The sequence below is a fragment of the Leisingera sp. S2M4 genome (genome assembly GCF_055398055.1).
The window spans coordinates 2,872,059-2,887,490 of the sequence record NZ_AP040861.1; the positions used below are offsets into that span (position 1 = coordinate 2,872,059).

15 protein-coding genes are annotated in these 15,432 nt (G+C 67.0%); 8 read left to right on the forward strand and 7 right to left on the reverse strand.

Annotation, left to right across the window (positions count from 1 at the left end; genetic code table 11):
• Positions 1-164: 164 nt before the first annotated feature.
• Positions 165-716: a YceD family protein gene (locus ACZ52D_RS13930; RefSeq protein WP_464441669.1), complete on the reverse strand. Its 552-nt coding sequence runs from the start codon at positions 714-716 to the stop codon at positions 165-167.
• Between the two features lie 101 nt (positions 717-817).
• On the opposite strand from ACZ52D_RS13930, the gene ACZ52D_RS13935 reads away from it, so the two are divergent.
• The 3 genes from ACZ52D_RS13935 (at position 818) to ACZ52D_RS13945 (ending at position 4,016) form a co-directional block, all read left to right on the forward strand.
• Complete coding sequence (locus ACZ52D_RS13935) at positions 818-1,291, forward strand: outer membrane protein assembly factor BamE (RefSeq protein ID WP_369924837.1); 474 nt, start codon at positions 818-820, stop codon at positions 1,289-1,291.
• Positions 1,292-1,397: 106 nt separating this feature from the next.
• Positions 1,398-2,144, forward strand: a complete 747-nt coding sequence (locus tag ACZ52D_RS13940; RefSeq protein WP_464441670.1) for a GNAT family N-acetyltransferase — start codon at positions 1,398-1,400, stop codon at positions 2,142-2,144.
• Between the two features lie 63 nt (positions 2,145-2,207).
• Positions 2,208-4,016, forward strand: a complete 1,809-nt coding sequence (locus ACZ52D_RS13945; RefSeq protein WP_464441671.1) for an ABC-F family ATP-binding cassette domain-containing protein — start codon at positions 2,208-2,210, stop codon at positions 4,014-4,016.
• A 503-nt stretch (positions 4,017-4,519) separates the two neighbouring features.
• Here ACZ52D_RS13945 and ACZ52D_RS13950 read toward each other — a convergent pair.
• Complete coding sequence (locus ACZ52D_RS13950; protein WP_464441672.1) at positions 4,520-5,275, reverse strand: SDR family NAD(P)-dependent oxidoreductase; 756 nt, start codon at positions 5,273-5,275, stop codon at positions 4,520-4,522.
• Positions 5,276-5,382: 107 nt separating this feature from the next.
• Positions 5,383-6,318, reverse strand: coding sequence for a GNAT family N-acetyltransferase (locus tag ACZ52D_RS13955; protein WP_464441673.1), 936 nt, complete (start codon positions 6,316-6,318; stop codon positions 5,383-5,385).
• A gap of 46 nt (positions 6,319-6,364) precedes the next feature.
• On the opposite strand from ACZ52D_RS13955, the gene ACZ52D_RS13960 reads away from it, so the two are divergent.
• Entirely contained in the window at positions 6,365-6,502 is a 138-nt protein-coding gene (locus ACZ52D_RS13960) for a hypothetical protein (RefSeq protein WP_222453434.1), read from the forward strand.
• Between the two features lie 450 nt (positions 6,503-6,952).
• Here ACZ52D_RS13960 and tyrS read toward each other — a convergent pair whose 3' ends face one another.
• Positions 6,953-8,206, reverse strand: coding sequence for a tyrosine--tRNA ligase (tyrS, locus tag ACZ52D_RS13965; RefSeq protein ID WP_417472332.1), 1,254 nt, complete (start codon positions 8,204-8,206; stop codon positions 6,953-6,955).
• A gap of 206 nt (positions 8,207-8,412) precedes the next feature.
• Here tyrS and ACZ52D_RS13970 point away from each other — a divergent pair, with 206 nt between their 5' ends.
• Positions 8,413-9,498, forward strand: a complete 1,086-nt coding sequence (locus tag ACZ52D_RS13970; RefSeq protein WP_464441674.1) for an anhydro-N-acetylmuramic acid kinase — start codon at positions 8,413-8,415, stop codon at positions 9,496-9,498.
• 74 nt (positions 9,499-9,572) lie between these two features.
• Here ACZ52D_RS13970 and ACZ52D_RS13975 read toward each other — a convergent pair whose 3' ends face one another.
• Positions 9,573-9,989, reverse strand: coding sequence for a cupin domain-containing protein (locus tag ACZ52D_RS13975; protein ID WP_464441675.1), 417 nt, complete (start codon positions 9,987-9,989; stop codon positions 9,573-9,575).
• Positions 9,990-10,046: 57 nt separating this feature from the next.
• Here ACZ52D_RS13975 and ACZ52D_RS13980 point away from each other — a divergent pair, with 57 nt between their 5' ends.
• Positions 10,047-11,465, forward strand: a complete 1,419-nt coding sequence (locus tag ACZ52D_RS13980) for a protein adenylyltransferase SelO (RefSeq protein WP_464441676.1) — start codon at positions 10,047-10,049, stop codon at positions 11,463-11,465.
• Between the two features lie 14 nt (positions 11,466-11,479).
• Here ACZ52D_RS13980 and ACZ52D_RS13985 read toward each other — a convergent pair whose 3' ends face one another.
• Positions 11,480-11,977: a P-loop nucleotide/nucleoside kinase family protein gene (locus ACZ52D_RS13985; protein ID WP_464441677.1), complete on the reverse strand. Its 498-nt coding sequence runs from the start codon at positions 11,975-11,977 to the stop codon at positions 11,480-11,482.
• A 283-nt stretch (positions 11,978-12,260) separates the two neighbouring features.
• On the opposite strand from ACZ52D_RS13985, the gene ACZ52D_RS13990 reads away from it, so the two are divergent.
• Complete coding sequence (locus ACZ52D_RS13990) at positions 12,261-12,965, forward strand: endonuclease/exonuclease/phosphatase family protein (RefSeq protein WP_464441678.1); 705 nt, start codon at positions 12,261-12,263, stop codon at positions 12,963-12,965.
• A 326-nt stretch (positions 12,966-13,291) separates the two neighbouring features.
• Here ACZ52D_RS13990 and ACZ52D_RS13995 read toward each other — a convergent pair whose 3' ends face one another.
• The gene (locus ACZ52D_RS13995) at positions 13,292-14,611 is read right to left on the reverse strand and encodes a DEAD/DEAH box helicase (protein WP_464441679.1); all 1,320 of its coding nucleotides are present in this window, start codon (positions 14,609-14,611) and stop codon (positions 13,292-13,294) included.
• A gap of 351 nt (positions 14,612-14,962) precedes the next feature.
• Between ACZ52D_RS13995 and ACZ52D_RS14000 the strand changes: the two genes are divergently transcribed.
• Entirely contained in the window at positions 14,963-15,376 is a 414-nt protein-coding gene (locus ACZ52D_RS14000; RefSeq protein WP_369924791.1) for a Fur family transcriptional regulator, read from the forward strand.
• Positions 15,377-15,432 lie beyond the last annotated feature (56 nt).

Below are 15,432 nucleotides of genomic sequence, written 5' to 3' on the forward strand. Positions count from 1 at the left end.
CGATCAGTCTGACGTGCGTTTAGGCGTCTGCCTTAGCATTGTCCAACCAAAAATTCCGATGAGCGCGCGAAAATACTGCGAATCTCCGTCGGCGCAAGGGGTTTTTTAGGGCAGCGCCCGCAAGGGTTCCAGCCGGAAATTCAGCTGTCGGCGAAAAATGCGCGTCAATCTTCCGGCGTGTCGTCCTTTTGCTCCAGCTGCCCGCGCAAGGCGGCCAGCCCGGCAAAGGGGCGGGTGTCCTCGTCACGCATCGGCGTGACGCCTTTTTCGGCATAGATCGCTTCGCCCAGGCTGGCGCCTTCCTTGCGCGGATAGGCTGGGATATGCAGCGCCAGCGCTTCGGTCATCACCGCGGCGGGGTCGATATGGCTGCCGAGCGGCTCGGTGGTGTCATCTTCCGGCATCTCGACTTCCTCCTCGTCGGGAGTCTCGAAATGCGCAAGGTAGGTGATCTGCACCGGCTCGTCGATCCGGGTGGTGACCGGTTCCAGCGTCACGACGCAGTCCTGCACCACGGTGGCCCCCAGGGTGCCGGTCAGCTGCCAGTCAGCCTTGCCGATGGCGCGGATCTGGCCGGTGAAGCGCAGCTTGCGCAGTCCGGTCACGCCCAGTTCCCTCGCCAGGGCATCCAGCGCCGGTTTGTCCGGTGTGATCTCGAATGGGGTGGGGGCGTTCTGTGGCAGATCGGCCACCCGCAGGGCGGTGCTGTCAGTCATGGTCGGGAACTTTCGTTTCTTGAACCGGAAGCGGTCATTAGGTAATCGGGTTGCCAGATGTATTCAAGCCGCCGGTTGCGGCGGCGGCTCGGGGGGCCATGATGTTTGCCAAGGGATTTGATCTTAAACCTGTTCTGCGCACGGCGGTTTTTGTGGCCGTGGGGGTGGCGCTGAGCGCCTGCGCGGCGACCTACCGCAAGCATGGCTACGTGCCGTCTCCGGATCAGCTGGCCGAGGTGGTGCCGGGGATCGACACGCGGGATTCCGTGGCCGAGACCATTGGCGTGCCGTCCTCGACCGGCGTGCTGAATGACAGCGGCTACTACTATGTCGCGACCCGGTTCCGCCATTATGGCGCCGCCGCGCCCAAGCCGGTGTCCCGCGATCTGGTGGCGATCAGCTTTGACACCGCCGGCGTGGTGCAGGGAATTCAGCGGTACAACCTCGAAGACGGCAAGGTGGTGCCTCTGGAGCGCCGCGTGACCAGCTCGAGCGTGCAGGATTCCACCTTCCTGCGGCAGTTGCTGGGCAATCTGGGCAACTTCAGCCCCGACCAGTTCATCGGCGACAACTGACGCGGCTGGCGCAAGGTGCGCGCCTGCACCGCCCCCGCGCGCAGGTCTTCACCGCGCTGTCACAGCGCCTATGCTAAGGGCTGAGCCGGAGCACGGGGAGGCCGCGATGGCAGAACCACAGATCGCGTTGAGCAAGGGGCGTTACCGGGCGCGGCAGGCGGCGGGGGCGGCGGATGTCGCCGCGGCGCAGGCCCTGCGCAGCCTGTGTTTTCAAACGGCTCAACCGGATCGCGACGCGCATGATGCGCTCTGCACCCATGTTCTGGTCGAAAACACCGACACCGGCGCGCTGGTCTGCTGCTTTCGATTGCTGGTGCTGGAAGATGGCAGCGACCTCGCACGGAGTTATGCGGCGCAGTTCTATGATCTCGCGGCGCTGCAGGGCTTTGCCGGACGCATGGTCGAGATGGGGCGGTTCTGCATCCATCCCGAATCGTCCGACCCTGATATTCTGCGGGTTGCCTGGGGCGCCATGACCGCCTTTGTCGACCGCATGGCGGTGCGCCTGCTGTTCGGCTGCTCGTCCTTTGCGGGCACGACGCCGCTGCCCTATCTGGATGCCTTTGCGCTGTTGCGGCAGCGCCACCTGGCGCCGGGGCGCTGGCAGGCCGGCTGCAAGGCGCCCGAGGTGTTTCGCTTTGCCACGGGGCCGCAGCGACGGCCGGACGTGAAGCGGGCGATGCTGCAGATGCCGCCATTGCTGCGGACCTATCTGTTGATGGGAGGCTGGGTCAGCGACCACGCGGTGGTGGATCGGGACCTCAACACGCTGCATGTGTTCACCGGGCTGGAAATCAACGCGATTCCCGCCGCGCGCAAGCGGCTGCTGCGGGCGGTCGCCGGCCAGGGCTGAGTATTTCTGGAAAGATGAAAGGCGGGCGTTGACGCGTTTCTGCCGCCGGGGTAGCAGCCTGTCATGGCACGTATTCCTCTTTTGCAGATGTCCGGCATTTCCCTCACCTTCGGGGGCGATCCGGTTTTCGCCGATCTTGATCTGGTGGTGCAGCCGGGCGACCGGGTGGCGCTGGTGGGCCGCAACGGATCGGGTAAATCCACCTTGATGAAGGTGATGGCGGGCATTGTCGAAGCTGACAGTGGCTCGATCGTGGTGCCGCCCGGCCGCTCCGTCGGCTACATGGAGCAGGACCCCAAGATGGAAGGGTTTGCCACCCTGGGCGATTTCGCCGCCAGCGGGCTGGAACCGGGCGAACTTTACAAGGTGGAGCGTGCGGGCGAGGGGCTGAAGTTCGATCCGGCGCGGCCGGTGGAGACCGCCTCGGGCGGCGAGCGGCGGCGTGCCGCGCTGGCCAAGCTTATGGCCGAGGCGCCGGACCTGATGCTGCTGGACGAGCCGACCAACCACCTGGACATCGAGGCGATCACCTGGCTGGAGGAGGAGCTGAAATCCACCCGCGCCGCCTTTGTGCTGATCTCCCACGACCGGGCGTTTCTGCGCGCCTTGACCCGCGCCACCCTGTGGGTGGACCGCGGCCAGGTGCGCCGCCAGGAAAAGGGGTTCGAGCATTTCGAGGCCTGGCGCGACAAGATCTGGGAAGAGGAAGACCAGCAGCGCCACAAGCTGAACCGGCTGATCAAATCGGAAAGCCGCTGGGCGGTGGAGGGCATCTCGGCCCGGCGCAAGCGCAACATGGGGCGGGTGCGGGCCTTGCAGGATCTGAAAGCGGAACGCGCCAGCCAGATCAAGCGGCAGGGCACCGCCGAGATGGCGCTGGAAGCGGGGCCGAAATCGGGCCGCAAGGTGATCGAGGCCGAGGGGCTTAGCAAGGCTTTCGGTGACAAGGAGATCGTCAGGGATTTCTCGCTGAAGGTGCAGCGCGGCGACCGGGTGGCCTTTGTCGGCCCCAACGGGGCGGGCAAGACGACGCTGCTGAAGATGCTGTTGGGCATGGAAGAGCCGGATGCGGGCGCGGTGCAGCTGGGCACCAACCTGGAGATTGCGCTGTTTGACCAGACCCGTGACCAGCTGGATGGTGATGCGAGCCTGTGGGAGAACCTGACCTCGGACCCGCTGCTGGGGATTTCCGGCAAGGCCGACCAGGTGATGGTGCGCGGCCAGCCCAAGCATGTGGTCGGCTATTTGAAGGAATTCCTGTTCGATGAACGGCAGGCGCGGGCGCCGGTGCGGTCCTTGTCGGGCGGCGAGAAGGCACGGCTGCTGCTGGCGCGGCTGATGGCGCGGTCGTCGAACCTGCTGGTCCTGGACGAACCCACCAACGATCTGGACGTGGAGACGCTGGACCTGTTGCAGGAACTGCTGGACGGCTACGACGGCACCGTGCTTCTGGTCAGCCATGATCGCGATTTCCTGGACCGGGTGGCCACCACCACCATCGCGATGGAGGGCAATGGCCGGGTCACCGCCTATGCGGGCGGCTGGAGCGATTACCTCGCGCAGCGCGGCCCGCTGGAGGGCGAGGCAAAGCCCGAGAAGGCAAAACCCGCCAAGCCCAAGCCCAAGCAGGAGAGCCAGCCCAAGGACGGCCTGAGCTTCAAGGAAAAACACCGGCTGGACGCGCTGCCCGGCGAGATCGAGCGGTTGGAGGCGGAGATCGGCAAGCTGCAGGAGCTGATGGCGGACCCGGAGCTGTTCACCCGCGAGCCGGTCAAGTTCAAGAAGGCCACCGAGGCCTTGGTCGAACGGCAGGAAAAGCTGGCCGCGGCCGAGGAAGAATGGCTGCTCTTGGAGGAGAAGGCCGGGGGCTGATGTCGCCCGGTCGGGTAAGGCAGCAAGGCTGACCCATTGTTTCGCGCGCGAAACAATGGGTCAAAGACACTGTCGTAAGGCTTTGTGATTTATCAATAATCATATCTGGTGGGTAAACGTCGCGGGCGCCGGGGTTTGCGTTTGTCTTCTTGTCTTTGGCGGACCATTGGCACGGATCCGCGGGCGGCGGCGCACAGGCGCGTGCAACACCGGCGGGCGCTGTTGCCGCAACAGTTTGGCTTTCAAGGGTGAGCGGGGTGTCCGCGCAGGCGCAGCGCTCCCGCGCCCGCAGGTGTTCCGGCTGCGCCGGAAAACCTTTGTGCGGCCTTGGGCCGGGCGTTGCTGCGCAACGCTGAAGATATCTGCTGAGAAGCGCTTGCGGGGCAAGTGTGTCCCGCAAGGCGCCATGTCGAGTGTGTTTGCCGCTGATTGCGCGTCGAGGGTGAACCCGTGCTGCGCACGGCGGCTTTGCCGCCCTTGACCCGCAACCAGCGGCGGTTGCGTCAGCGCATGCGCAGGGCGCCGTCGATGCGGATGACCTCGCCGTTCAGATAGCCCATTTCGACGATGAATGCGGCGAGGCGGCCAAATTCGCGCGGATCGCCCAGCCGGGCGGGGTTGGGGACGTCGGCGGCGAGCTGCTGCTGCACCTCTTCGGGCAGCCCGGCCAGCATCGGCGTCATGAAGATGCCCGGCGCGATGGTCATCACCCGGATGCCGAGCGAGGCCAGATCACGCGCCATCGGCAGGCACATGCCTGCAACCCCGCCCTTGGAGGCGGCATAGGCGGCCTGGCCCTTTTGGCCGTCGAAGGCGGCGATGGAGGCGGTGTTGATGATGACGCCGCGGGCACCGTCCGCGTCGGGAGCGTTCTTGGCGATTTCGGCGGCGGCGAGGCGGGCGACGTTGAAAGTGCCGACGAGGTTGATGTCGATGGTGCGCTTGTAGGCGTCCAGCGGATGCGGGCCATCCTTGCCCACGGTCTTGGCGCCGATGGCGATGCCGGCACAGTTCACGCAGGCGGTGACCTTGCCCATCTTGTCCGCGGCATGGGCGATGGCGGCCTGCACCGAGGCTTCGTCCGTGACATCGGTTTCGGCGAAGTGGCCGCCGATGTCTTTGGCCACCTGCGGGCCGCGCTCGGCGTCACGGTCCAGAATGGTGACCTGCGCGCCTTGTTCGGCGAAATGGCGGGCGGTGGCCTCGCCGAGGCCGGAGGCGGCGCCGGTGATGACGGCGGCGGTGTCTGCGAGTTTCATGGGCGGGTCTCCTCCCGGTTATCTGAACGTGTGTTCATATAATCCGGGGCAGGCAGCCCTGTCCAGCGGCGCGGCGGGGCGGGACGGCACGTCGCGGCGGTTTGCCGCTAGGCCTGCATCAGCCGTCGGTCCAGCGCGGCGAGCGGGCGCAGCAGGCGGCTCAGCGGCGGCCAGAGCGCCCAGGTGCCGCCGAGGCGGTGCAGGCGCGCGCCGGTGCCGAGCTTGAACCGGGCAAGGCCTGCGGCGTCCTCAGTGTTGATCAGCCCGAGGTCGAGCTGGCGGACGCCCTTGGCGGCGAGCCAGGACATTGCCTCCCACATCAGGAGGTTATGGGCGCTGAGATGGCGGCCGCGGGCGGTGGAATGGGCGATGTGATAGGTGGCGGCGCTGTTTGCGCCGCTGCCGTGGCTCAGGATCAGCATGGCGGCGACCGGCTCGCGGCCCTCGAAGGCCTGGAACAGTTTGGCGCGGCCTTTGTTCTGCCGCGCATAGGCCTGCGTCAGCGGCACCGGCCAGCTGCGGTAGCGGCGCGCCGCCTGCTGGGCGCTGTCGGCGGCGAGCAGCCAGTGGCCGGGGTCGTCCGGCATGTTCTGACGGGTCAGGCGCAGGCCTTGGGCGGCGGCGTGGTTCAGCCGGTTGCGCCATTTCTGATGCAGCGCGGCGCGGCGCTGCTGCGGATCCGGGGTGAGGTCCAGCAGGGCGACATGGGCGGGGCTCATCAGCGGCACGGCGCCGTGACGGGCCAGGTCCGGGGGCGCAGTTTCGGGGGTCAGGATCAGTGGCGTGCGGCCAAGGCCCGCTGCGCGCAGCTGGGCGATAAGTTCCGGCAGATCGTCAACTGGTGCACGGTTGATCATGGCGGCGTGGAGCCCTCCCGCAAAGCGGCGGCGCAGCACCAGCACGTCGGGGGATTGGGGGCTGTCGGCCAGCCAAAGCAGGGTTCGGCCGCAGGCGCCGAGGGCGCGGGCAAATTCCGAGGATTGCTGCAGCGCGGCTGGACGTGCGGTGGTGGTTGCGGCGGGTTCCGGGGGTCGATCGAACATGCATCGTATTAACGCGCTGGAAACCTAAATGATGGTTAATAAAGCGATGAAAAAGCGAAGTGAAGTTCTGGGGCAGTCAGCGTCGGCGCCGCGGGTGACCAAGGCGGCGGCAGTGCTGCTGGCGGCGGCATTGTCGGTGCCGGTTTTCCTGCTGTTGACGCTGGCGGATTGGCTGCTGTTTTAGGTGGCGCTGCGTGGCTGCTTTGCGCGGGGAGAGGCTCCCGCGCCCGCAGATGTTCTGGCTGCGCCAGAGCATCTTTTACGGCCTTGGGCCGGGCGCCGCTGCGCGGCGGGCTGCTGGCGCAGCAGGAAGATCCGCTGAGAGGCGCTGAAGGGCAGGTCTGCCCATCAGCGCCAGTACCAGTTTATGTTCGCCCTGGCCGCGTCAAGGGTGAACCGTGCTGCGCACGGCGGCTTTGCCGCCCTTGACCCGGCCTGGGCGGGGTGGGCGCTGAGTCCGTTGCCGTGGGCGGAGACATTGAAAGGGCAGAGCTGCCGCAGCACGCGGGAGCGTGCTGCCCGGCCCAACCATGACGTTCCATCTGCGATGGGGCTGGAATGGGCGGGAGGGGCTGGAATAGCATGAAAAAAGGGAGCCCGAAGGCTCCCTTTGACGGGTGGTGAGGGCGGTGGCTCAGTCGGCCAGCTGCACCAGCGCGTGGCGCTTCTTGCCTGCGCTGAGCTTGATCGGCGAGGTGAGCGCGCCTGCGTCGATCATCAGGCCTGCGTCGGTCAGCGGCTGGTCATCCAGCTTGGCGCCGTTCTCGGCGATCAGGCGCTTGGCGTCCTTGCCGGATTTCGCCAGCCCCGACTTCACGATCAGCTGCACGATCGAGATGCCGTCGCCCAGATCCGCAGGCGACAGGGTCAGCGTGGGCAGGTCGTCACCGATGCCGCCCTTTTCGAACACCTCGCGGGCGGTGGCTTCGGCTGCCGCCGCGGCCTCGGCGCCGTGCAAGAGTTTGGTCACCTCATTGGCGAGGATCACCTTGCCCTCGTTGATCTCGGAGCCTTGCAGCGCGCCGAGGCGCTCGCATTCGTCAACCGGCAGCTCGGTATAGAGCTTGAGGAAGCGGCCGACGTCGGCGTCGGTGGTGTTCCGCCAGAACTGCCAGAACTCATACGGCGAGAGCATCTCGCCATTGAGCCAGATCGCGCCGCCCTGGGACTTGCCCATCTTGCGGCCGTCCGAGGTGGTCAGCAGCGGCGAGGTGAGGCCGTAGACCTCGTGGTCGATCACCCGGCGGGTGAGGTCGATGCCGTTGACGATGTTGCCCCATTGATCCGAGCCGCCCATCTGCAGGATGCAGCCGTAGCGGCGGTTCAGCTCCATGAAGTCATAGGCCTGCAGGATCATGTAGTTGAATTCCAGGAACGACAGCGACTGCTCGCGGTCGAGGCGGGATTTCACGCTCTCGAACGACAGCATCCGGTTCACCGAGAAATGGCGGCCGATGTCGCGCAGGAATTCGAGGTAGTTCAGATTGTCGAGCCACTCGGCGTTGTTGAGCATGATGGCGTCGTTTTCGCCGTCGCCGTAGGTCAGGTAGTTCGCGAAGACCTTTTTCATGCCGGCGATATTGGCGTCGATCTGTTCGGGGCCCAGCAGCGGGCGCTCGTCCGAGCGGAACGAGGGGTCGCCCACCTTGGTGGTGCCGCCGCCCATCAGGGTGATCGGCTTGTGGCCGGTCTTTTGCAGCCAGCGCAGCATCATGATGTTCAACAGGTGGCCCACGTGCAGCGACTGCGCGGTGGCGTCATAACCGATATAGGCAGGCTGAACCCCCTTCAGCAGCGCCTCGTCCAGGCCCTGATAATCGGTGCAGTCGGCCAGATAGCCGCGTTCCATCATTACAGCGATGAAATCCGATTTGGGAGTGTAGGTCATGACATGCCTCGGTCTCTTGGTTTGCACCTAGCCCCTATAAATCGCATCCGCGCGGGTTGGAACCTGTTTTCCCGGCAATTTATGCGCGGTAATATCCGCGCGAACGGGCAGGACAGGCCCGGAGGCTGTGAAGGGGCAGGCGGATGGGCAGAGCCATCGCAAGGACGGGCGCAAGGACAGGCGCAAAGACGGGCCCAAAGACTGGCATGGTGCGGGCCTTGGGCGCGATGAGCGGCACCTCGCTGGACGGGGTGGATGCGGCGGAGGTGGTGACCGACGGCGAGCGCATCCAGAGCTTTGGCAAGAGCCGCTACCGCGAATACACCGCGGCAGAGCGCGACGTGTTGCGTGCGGGTCTCGGCAAATGGACCGGGCCGGAGGTCGAGGCCGCGGCGGAGGTCTGCGACCGCGTCCATGCGGAGGTGCTGGCCGGGTTCAGCGAGGCCGAGATCATCGGTTTTCACGGTCAGACCCTGGCCCATGCGCCGCGCCGCCAGGGCACGCTGCAGGTGGGCGACGGCGCGGCGCTGGCAGAACGCCTGGGCAAGCCCGTGGTCTGGGACTTCCGCAGCGATGACGTGGCGATGGGCGGCGAGGGCGCGCCGCTGGCGCCGTTCTTTCATTTCGCCTGCGCGAAATACATCGGTGCGACCCGGCCGTTGTGCTTTCTGAACCTCGGCGGGGTGGGCAACCTCACCTATGTCGATCCGCGGTTTGAACGTCCCGAGGACGCGGGTGCGCTGATTGCCTTTGACACCGGCCCGGCCAATGCGCCGGTCAATGATCTGGTGCAGGAGCGGCTGGGCATCCCGTGGGACGTGGACGGCAAGGTGGCGCGGTCCGGCACCGTGGAGACCGGCGCGCTGGAGCTGTTCCTGGCCGAGCCCTATTTCGCGCGAATGCCGCCCAAGTCGCTGGACCGAAACGATTTTGCCGAGATGGTCTCCTTGGTCAAGGAACTGTCTGATGCCGATGCCGCGGCCACGTTGACGGCGATGTGCGCCGCCGGGGTGGCGCAGGGGATGGAGCATTGCCCGGAGCCGCCCGAAATGGTGCTGGCCACTGGCGGCGGGCGGCATAACCCGGTGCTGATGGAGATGCTGCAGGTGTCGCTGGACTGTCCGGTGAAGCCGGTGGAGGACGTGGGGCTGGACGGTGACATGCTGGAGGCGCAGGCCTTTGCCCATCTGGCGGTGCGGGTGGCGCGGGGGCTGCCGACCTCGGCCCCCGGCACCACGGGCGTCAGCGCCTGCGTCGGCGGCGGCGTGGTCAGCGTGCCCGGCGAGGCGTGACAGGCGGCAGCTGGGGCGAGAGCTTCTGAAGAGTTCGCCATGGTCCGCGTAACGGGGCTGCGCCCGCCGACAGGTCAGCGCGGGATGTCGAAACCGGGCGCTGCCAGCTCGAAGCCCTCGAACTGGAAGCCGGGTGAAACCGTGCAGCTGACCAGAGTGTAGTCGCCAGTGCTGCGGGCGGCCTGCCAGTGGCCCTCAGGCACCACCAGCTGCGGTGCGCCCTTGGCCAGATCGGGCGTCAGCAGATGGTCCTGTGCCGGGCCTGCATCGCTTGCCGCCATCGACAGCACCAGCGGCGCACCGGCGTGGTAGAGCCAGATTTCCGCCGCATCGACACGGTGCCAGTGGCTGCGCTCATCGCCCTTCAGCAGGAAATAGATGCAGGTGCCGGTGGGGCGGCCGTCATTTTCGGCGCGCCAGGTTTCCTTGTACCAGCCGCCCTCGGGGTGTTGCTGAAGGCCGAGGTGCTCAATGATCTGGTCCGCGGTCATCTGGGGTATCTCCCGTTTGGTGCTGGTAAATCCCGGTTCCGGGCATATGTTTGGGCCATGACACTGATGATCCCGTTCGACAATACATACGCCGCCCTGCCTGGGGCCTTCCACAGCAAACTGCCGCCGGTGCCGGTGAAGGCGCCGGACCTGCTGGCTTTTAACGAAGACCTGGCCGCGGTGCTGGGCATCAGCGCCGGGGACGCGGCCGAGATGGCGCAGGTCTTTGGCGGCAACATTGTGCCCGAGGGGGCCGAGCCCCTGGCGCAGCTTTATGCGGGGCACCAGTTTGGCACCTACAATCCGCAGCTGGGCGACGGGCGCGCGATCCTGCTGGGCGAGGTGGTGGGGAGCGACGGCATCCGCCGCGACATCCAGCTGAAAGGCTCGGGGCGCACGCCCTATTCGCGGGGCGGCGACGGGCGTGCCTGGCTGGGGCCGGTGCTGCGTGAATATGTGGTAAGCGAGGCGATGCACAGCTTGGGCATCCCCACCACCCGCGCGCTGGCGGCGGTGGCCACGGGCGAGACCGTGTGGCGCGAGGGCGGCCTGCCCGGTGCGGTGCTGACGCGGGTGGCGGCCAGCCATCTGCGGGTGGGCACGTTCCAGGTCTTTGCCGCGCGCGGCGACACCGACAGCCTGCGGCAGCTGACGGAGTATGCGATTGCCCGCCATTATCCGGACGCCGAGAGGCCGATGGGGCTGCTGCGGGCGGTGCGCGACGCCCAGGTGGCGCTGATCTCGGCCTGGATGTCGGTGGGGTTCATCCACGGGGTGATGAATACGGACAATTCCTCCATCTCGGGCGAGACGATCGACTACGGGCCTTGCGCCTTCATGGATGTGTATCATCCGAATACGGTGTTTTCCTTGATCGACCGGGGCGGACGCTATGCCTATGCCAACCAGCCCAATATCGCGGTGTGGAACCTCGCCCAGCTGGCCACCGCGCTGATCCAGCAGCTGGAGGATCCGCAGGCGGGTGTCGAGGAAGCCACCGCGATCGTGCATGCGATGCCGAAGATGCTGGAGGAGGCCTGGCTGGCGCGGTTCCGGGCCAAGCTGGGGATCACCTCGGCGCGCGCGGGCGACCTAGAGCTGGTCACCGGCCTGCTGGAGCGGATGGCCCAGAACCAGAGCGATTTCACCAACACGTTCCGGGCGCTGGGCACAGGCACTGCGCGGGACCAGTTCACCGATCCGGCGGCCTTTGACAGCTGGGCCGAAGGCTGGCGGGCGCGGCTGGAGGGAGAGCCGGACCCGCAGGCGCTGATGCGCCGCACCAACCCGGCCTTCATCCCGCGCAACCACCGCATCGAGGAGATGATTGCCAGCGCGGTGGCCGGGGATTTCGCGCCCTTCCACCGGCTGAATACGGTGCTGGCGCGCCCCTATGAGGACCAGCTGGAGCACGCAGACCTGCAGCGCCCGCCCGCGCCGGAGGAAGTGGTGCAGGCGACCTTCTGCGGCACCTGAGCCGCCGGTCCGTCTCAGCCCGGCTGATCGTGGTAGACAAGGTCAAAGCATTCATCCGCAGCGGGCGGTTGGAAGTGCTTGGCAAACTGGTGGAACTGCGCCTCGGTTGCGGCAAAGGGGTGGTCCCCGCTTGCGTTGCGGCTGCGCAGCCGTTCGAGGCAGACCGCATCCGGCGGCAGCAGTACGTGCATCTGGTGGCGCAGGCCGCTGCGGCTGACGAGGCCGCGCAGCCAGTGCCGCTGCTGGCGCGTGTTGGCGGCAAAATCCAGCACCACCGACAGGCCGCTGTCCAGCAGCGCCGCGACGTGCGGGGCCATGATGGATTGCAGCCGACCGCTGCAGCGCAGGTAATCGGCGCCGGTGCGGAGCTGATCGGCAAACAGCGCCGCGAGCCAGCGGTCCTCGGCGATCAGAAGCGTGCCGGGCTGGCGGGCAAGCTGAGCCGCCAGGGTGGATTTGCCCGCGGCGATCTTGCCGCAGAACATGTGGAGCGTCGGGTGGGAAGAAGTCATGGAAGGACCCCGCGTGCGGTGCGGTGCGCCGGCTTTGCATAGAAGGTGGGAAGAAAAGTGTTCAGACAGGGTGACCCGGCCCGGCGGTTCAGGCCGGGATGGTAATTCGGATGCTGGCCTGCGGGCCGGTTGTCTGAGCGGTGGGATCCATACGCCAGACTTGCACCGGACCGCCGTCCGTGTCCAGCGGTGCCGCAGGAGCTGGGCCAGCCAAGGCGGCCCGATCTGCTTGTAAGGCGGCGCTGGACGGGTCAATCTGGCGGCAGGACAGCGGAGGGCGCAGATGCCGGATCATCCACCCCGGAACGGGTTGCGGATCGCGACCTATAACATTCAGAAATGCGTCGGCATGGACATGCGACGGCGGCCCGAGCGTATCCTGCAGGTGCTGGAGCGGCTGGGCGCGCAGGTCGCGGTCCTGCAGGAGGCCGACAAGCGGCTGCCGCCGCGGCCTGCGGCGCTGCCGCCGTTCCTGGTCGAGGAAACCGGCTGGCAGGCCGCGGACCTGGGCGGTGCGGGCTCTTTGGGCTGGCACGGCAATGCGGTCCTCTACCGCGGCGCGATCGAGCTGATGGACAAGGGCCACATCACGCTGCCGGGGCTGGAGCCGCGCGGCGCGGTCTGGGTGCGGCTGGATACGCCGCTGGGGCCGCTGCGGGTGATCGGTGCGCATCTGGGGCTGACAGGGCGCGCCCGACGCGAACAGATGCGCGCGCTGGCCCGCGCCGCCAAGACCGATGATGCGGCGGTGGTGCTGGCGGGGGATTTTAACGAATGGTCCCGCGCGCCGGTGCTGGAGCATATCGCGCCCTCCCTGACCTTCCTGCCGCGCAAGGCCAGCTTTCCGGCGCTGCGGCCGCTGGGCGCGCTGGACCGCATCGCCCATTGCCATCGGCTGAAGGCGGTGGCGCATGGGGTGCATGGCGCACGGCCGGCGCATGTGGCCTCGGACCATCTGCCGGTCTGGGCGGATTTCCAGGCGGTGTGAAACGTTCAGGGTGCTATGGCAACGGGGGAAAGGGGCTCCCGCGCCTGCGGGTGTTTCAGGCTGCGCCTGAACCGCCCTGGCAGGCTTGGGCCCGGCGCTGCTGCGCAGCGCAAGGGGGGGGCACAGGAGGCCGGTTGCGGATCGATTGCCGATGCGCCGCGCCGCTCATCTGGCCATGGATTTTATGCTGAGAGGCGCTGACGGGCAGGTCTGCCCGTCAGCGCCATTGCAAGTGTGTGATCCGCCAGCACCGCGTCAAGGGCAGGCCGCGCGTGCCGCGCGGTCCCTGCGGGACCCTTGACCCGGCGCTGGCGGATGGGGCGCGATCAGCGGGCGCGCTGCTTCTGGCTGCGGCGGCGCTGACCGCCGGGCTTGGCGCCCTGCGGTCTGGCGTTCTGGCCGCCCTGGGCACCGTGGCCGCCCTGGCCGCCACCGCCCCGGCGACGCGGACCGCCGCGACGGCCGCCGGGCTTGCCGCCCGGTTTACCGGCGGGGGCAGCGGGATCGGGCATCGCCTCCCAGGCGCGGCCGGAGGCCACGGGGATGGTCAGCTTCATCACCTTCTGGATCGCCTTCAGCTCATCCATCTCATCCGGGGCGCAGAAGGCCACGGCGGCGCCGTCCTTGCCCGCACGGGCGGTGCGGCCAATGCGGTGGACATAGGCGTCCGGCACGTTCGGCAGCTCGTAGTTGTAGACGTATTTCACATCCGGGATGTCGAGACCGCGAGCGGCCACATCGGTGGCGACCAGCACCTTGATGTCGCCGGACTTGAAGGCGGCAAGGGCGCGCTCGCGCTGGCCCTGGGATTTGTTGCCGTGGATCGCGGCAGCTGCAAAGCCAGCCTTGTCCAGGGTCTTCATCAGCTTTTCCATGCCCCATTTGGTGCGCCCGAAGACCAGCGTGCGTTCGTCCTTGTGGGTGTCCAAAAGCTCCTTCAAGAGGTTCAGCTTTTCAGCCTTGGCGATGAAGTGCACCGACTGGGTGATTTTGTCCGCGGCCTTGCCCGGGGGCGAGACCTCGATCCGGACCGGGCTTTGCAGATAGGAATTGGCGATCTCGTTCATCTGCTTGGGCATGGTGGCCGAGAACAGCATGGTCTGGCGTTCGGACGGGATCAGCGCCGCGATCTTGCGCAGGGTATGGATGAAGCCGAGGTCCAGCATCTGGTCGGCCTCGTCGAGCACCAGGAAGTCGCAGGAGCCGAGGTCCAGCGCGCCGCGATCGAGGATGTCGATCAGGCGGCCGGGGGTGGCGACCAGGATGTCGGTGCCCTTACTGATGCGGGAAATCTGCGGGTTGATGGAGACGCCGCCGACCACCAGGCCGACCTTCATCGGGGTGCCTTCGGTCAGCCCCTTCAGGGTGTCGGCGATCTGGTTGGCCAGCTCGCGGGTGGGGGCCAGCACCAGGCCGCGCACGGTGTGGGCGGCGGGCTTGCGGCCGTATTCCAGCATCCGCGCCACCAGCGGCACGCCGAAGGCGGCGGTTTTGCCGGTGCCGGTCTGGGCCAGGCCCAGCACGTCCTTGCCGTTCAGCGCATGGGGGATGGCGCGGGCCTGGATCGGGGTGGGATCGTTGAGGCCCATGTCCTTGAGCCGGGCGAGGAGCTGCTCGGGCAGCCCCATGGTCGAAAATTCAGTCACGTATTGTCCTTTCACGGCCCTGCGGATTGCACGAGCCGGATCCACCGCAACGCGGTGGTATCTTGCGGGTCAGGGACCTCGGGCGTGCACTGGCCGGATACCAGGCTGCTGGCCTCTGAAATCCCCACGCGTGATTTTGGGAACGGCGGCATATCACTAGACCCCGGACGATTGGTTGAGCGCTGATAGGCGCGGCCGGTTTTGGTCTCTGCTCACGCGGCAGGGAGGGATGCCTTTGCGCTAGATGGCTGTGGATAAGGCGAATGTCAACTGTTGATGAGGGCGAAAAGCCTGTTTTCGGCGCTGGGCGCATCCGCTAAAGAGAAAGGCCAGAAGACCGCGAGGACACCGATGCGAGAGACGATAATCGCCCGATGCGAGGCCAAGGGGCTGCGGATGACCGGCCAGCGCCGGGTGATTGCACGGGTGCTGCAGGACAGCGACGACCACCCGGACGTAGAGGAACTTTACGCGCGCGCCAGCGCACGGGATGCGGCGATCTCGATCGCCACGGTGTACCGGACCGTCAAGCTGTTCGAGGAAGCCGGCATCCTGGAGCGGCTGGAGTTCGGCGACGGCCGCGCGCGCTACGAAGACGCCGACCGTGAGCATCATGACCACCTGATCGACATGAACACCGGCGAGGTGATCGAGTTCTGCGACCCCGAGATCGAGGAACTGCAGGAAAAGATCGCCCGCAAGCTGGGTTACGAGCTGCGCGGCCACAAGCTGGAACTCTACGGGGTGCCGCGCAAGGCGGACTGAGGTCACCGGCACTGCCCACCCGGCGATTCCGCGGGCCGGGAGCTTGCGGCCATGGA

Excerpts from the sequence above, each read along its gene's own strand:
- tyrS (WP_417472332.1), bottom strand. The coding sequence starts at position 8,206 with ATGACCTACACTCCCAAATCGGATTTCATCGCTGTAATGATGGAACGC.
- ACZ52D_RS13945 (WP_464441671.1), top strand. The coding sequence starts at position 2,208 with ATGGCACGTATTCCTCTTTTGCAGATGTCCGGCATTTCCCTCACCTTC.
- ACZ52D_RS13980 (WP_464441676.1), top strand. The coding sequence starts at position 10,047 with ATGACACTGATGATCCCGTTCGACAATACATACGCCGCCCTGCCTGGG.
- ACZ52D_RS13975 (WP_464441675.1), bottom strand. The coding sequence starts at position 9,989 with ATGACCGCGGACCAGATCATTGAGCACCTCGGCCTTCAGCAACACCCC.
- ACZ52D_RS13985 (WP_464441677.1), bottom strand. The coding sequence starts at position 11,977 with ATGACTTCTTCCCACCCGACGCTCCACATGTTCTGCGGCAAGATCGCC.
- ACZ52D_RS13955 (WP_464441673.1), bottom strand. The coding sequence starts at position 6,318 with ATGTTCGATCGACCCCCGGAACCCGCCGCAACCACCACCGCACGTCCA.
- ACZ52D_RS14000 (WP_369924791.1), top strand. The coding sequence starts at position 14,963 with ATGCGAGAGACGATAATCGCCCGATGCGAGGCCAAGGGGCTGCGGATG.
- ACZ52D_RS13950 (WP_464441672.1), bottom strand. The coding sequence starts at position 5,275 with ATGAAACTCGCAGACACCGCCGCCGTCATCACCGGCGCCGCCTCCGGC.
- ACZ52D_RS13935 (WP_369924837.1), top strand. The coding sequence starts at position 818 with ATGTTTGCCAAGGGATTTGATCTTAAACCTGTTCTGCGCACGGCGGTT.
- ACZ52D_RS13930 (WP_464441669.1), bottom strand. The coding sequence starts at position 716 with ATGACTGACAGCACCGCCCTGCGGGTGGCCGATCTGCCACAGAACGCC.
- ACZ52D_RS13990 (WP_464441678.1), top strand. The coding sequence starts at position 12,261 with ATGCCGGATCATCCACCCCGGAACGGGTTGCGGATCGCGACCTATAAC.
- ACZ52D_RS13960 (WP_222453434.1), top strand. The coding sequence starts at position 6,365 with ATGAAAAAGCGAAGTGAAGTTCTGGGGCAGTCAGCGTCGGCGCCGCGG.
- ACZ52D_RS13940 (WP_464441670.1), top strand. The coding sequence starts at position 1,398 with ATGGCAGAACCACAGATCGCGTTGAGCAAGGGGCGTTACCGGGCGCGG.
- ACZ52D_RS13970 (WP_464441674.1), top strand. The coding sequence starts at position 8,413 with ATGGTGCGGGCCTTGGGCGCGATGAGCGGCACCTCGCTGGACGGGGTG.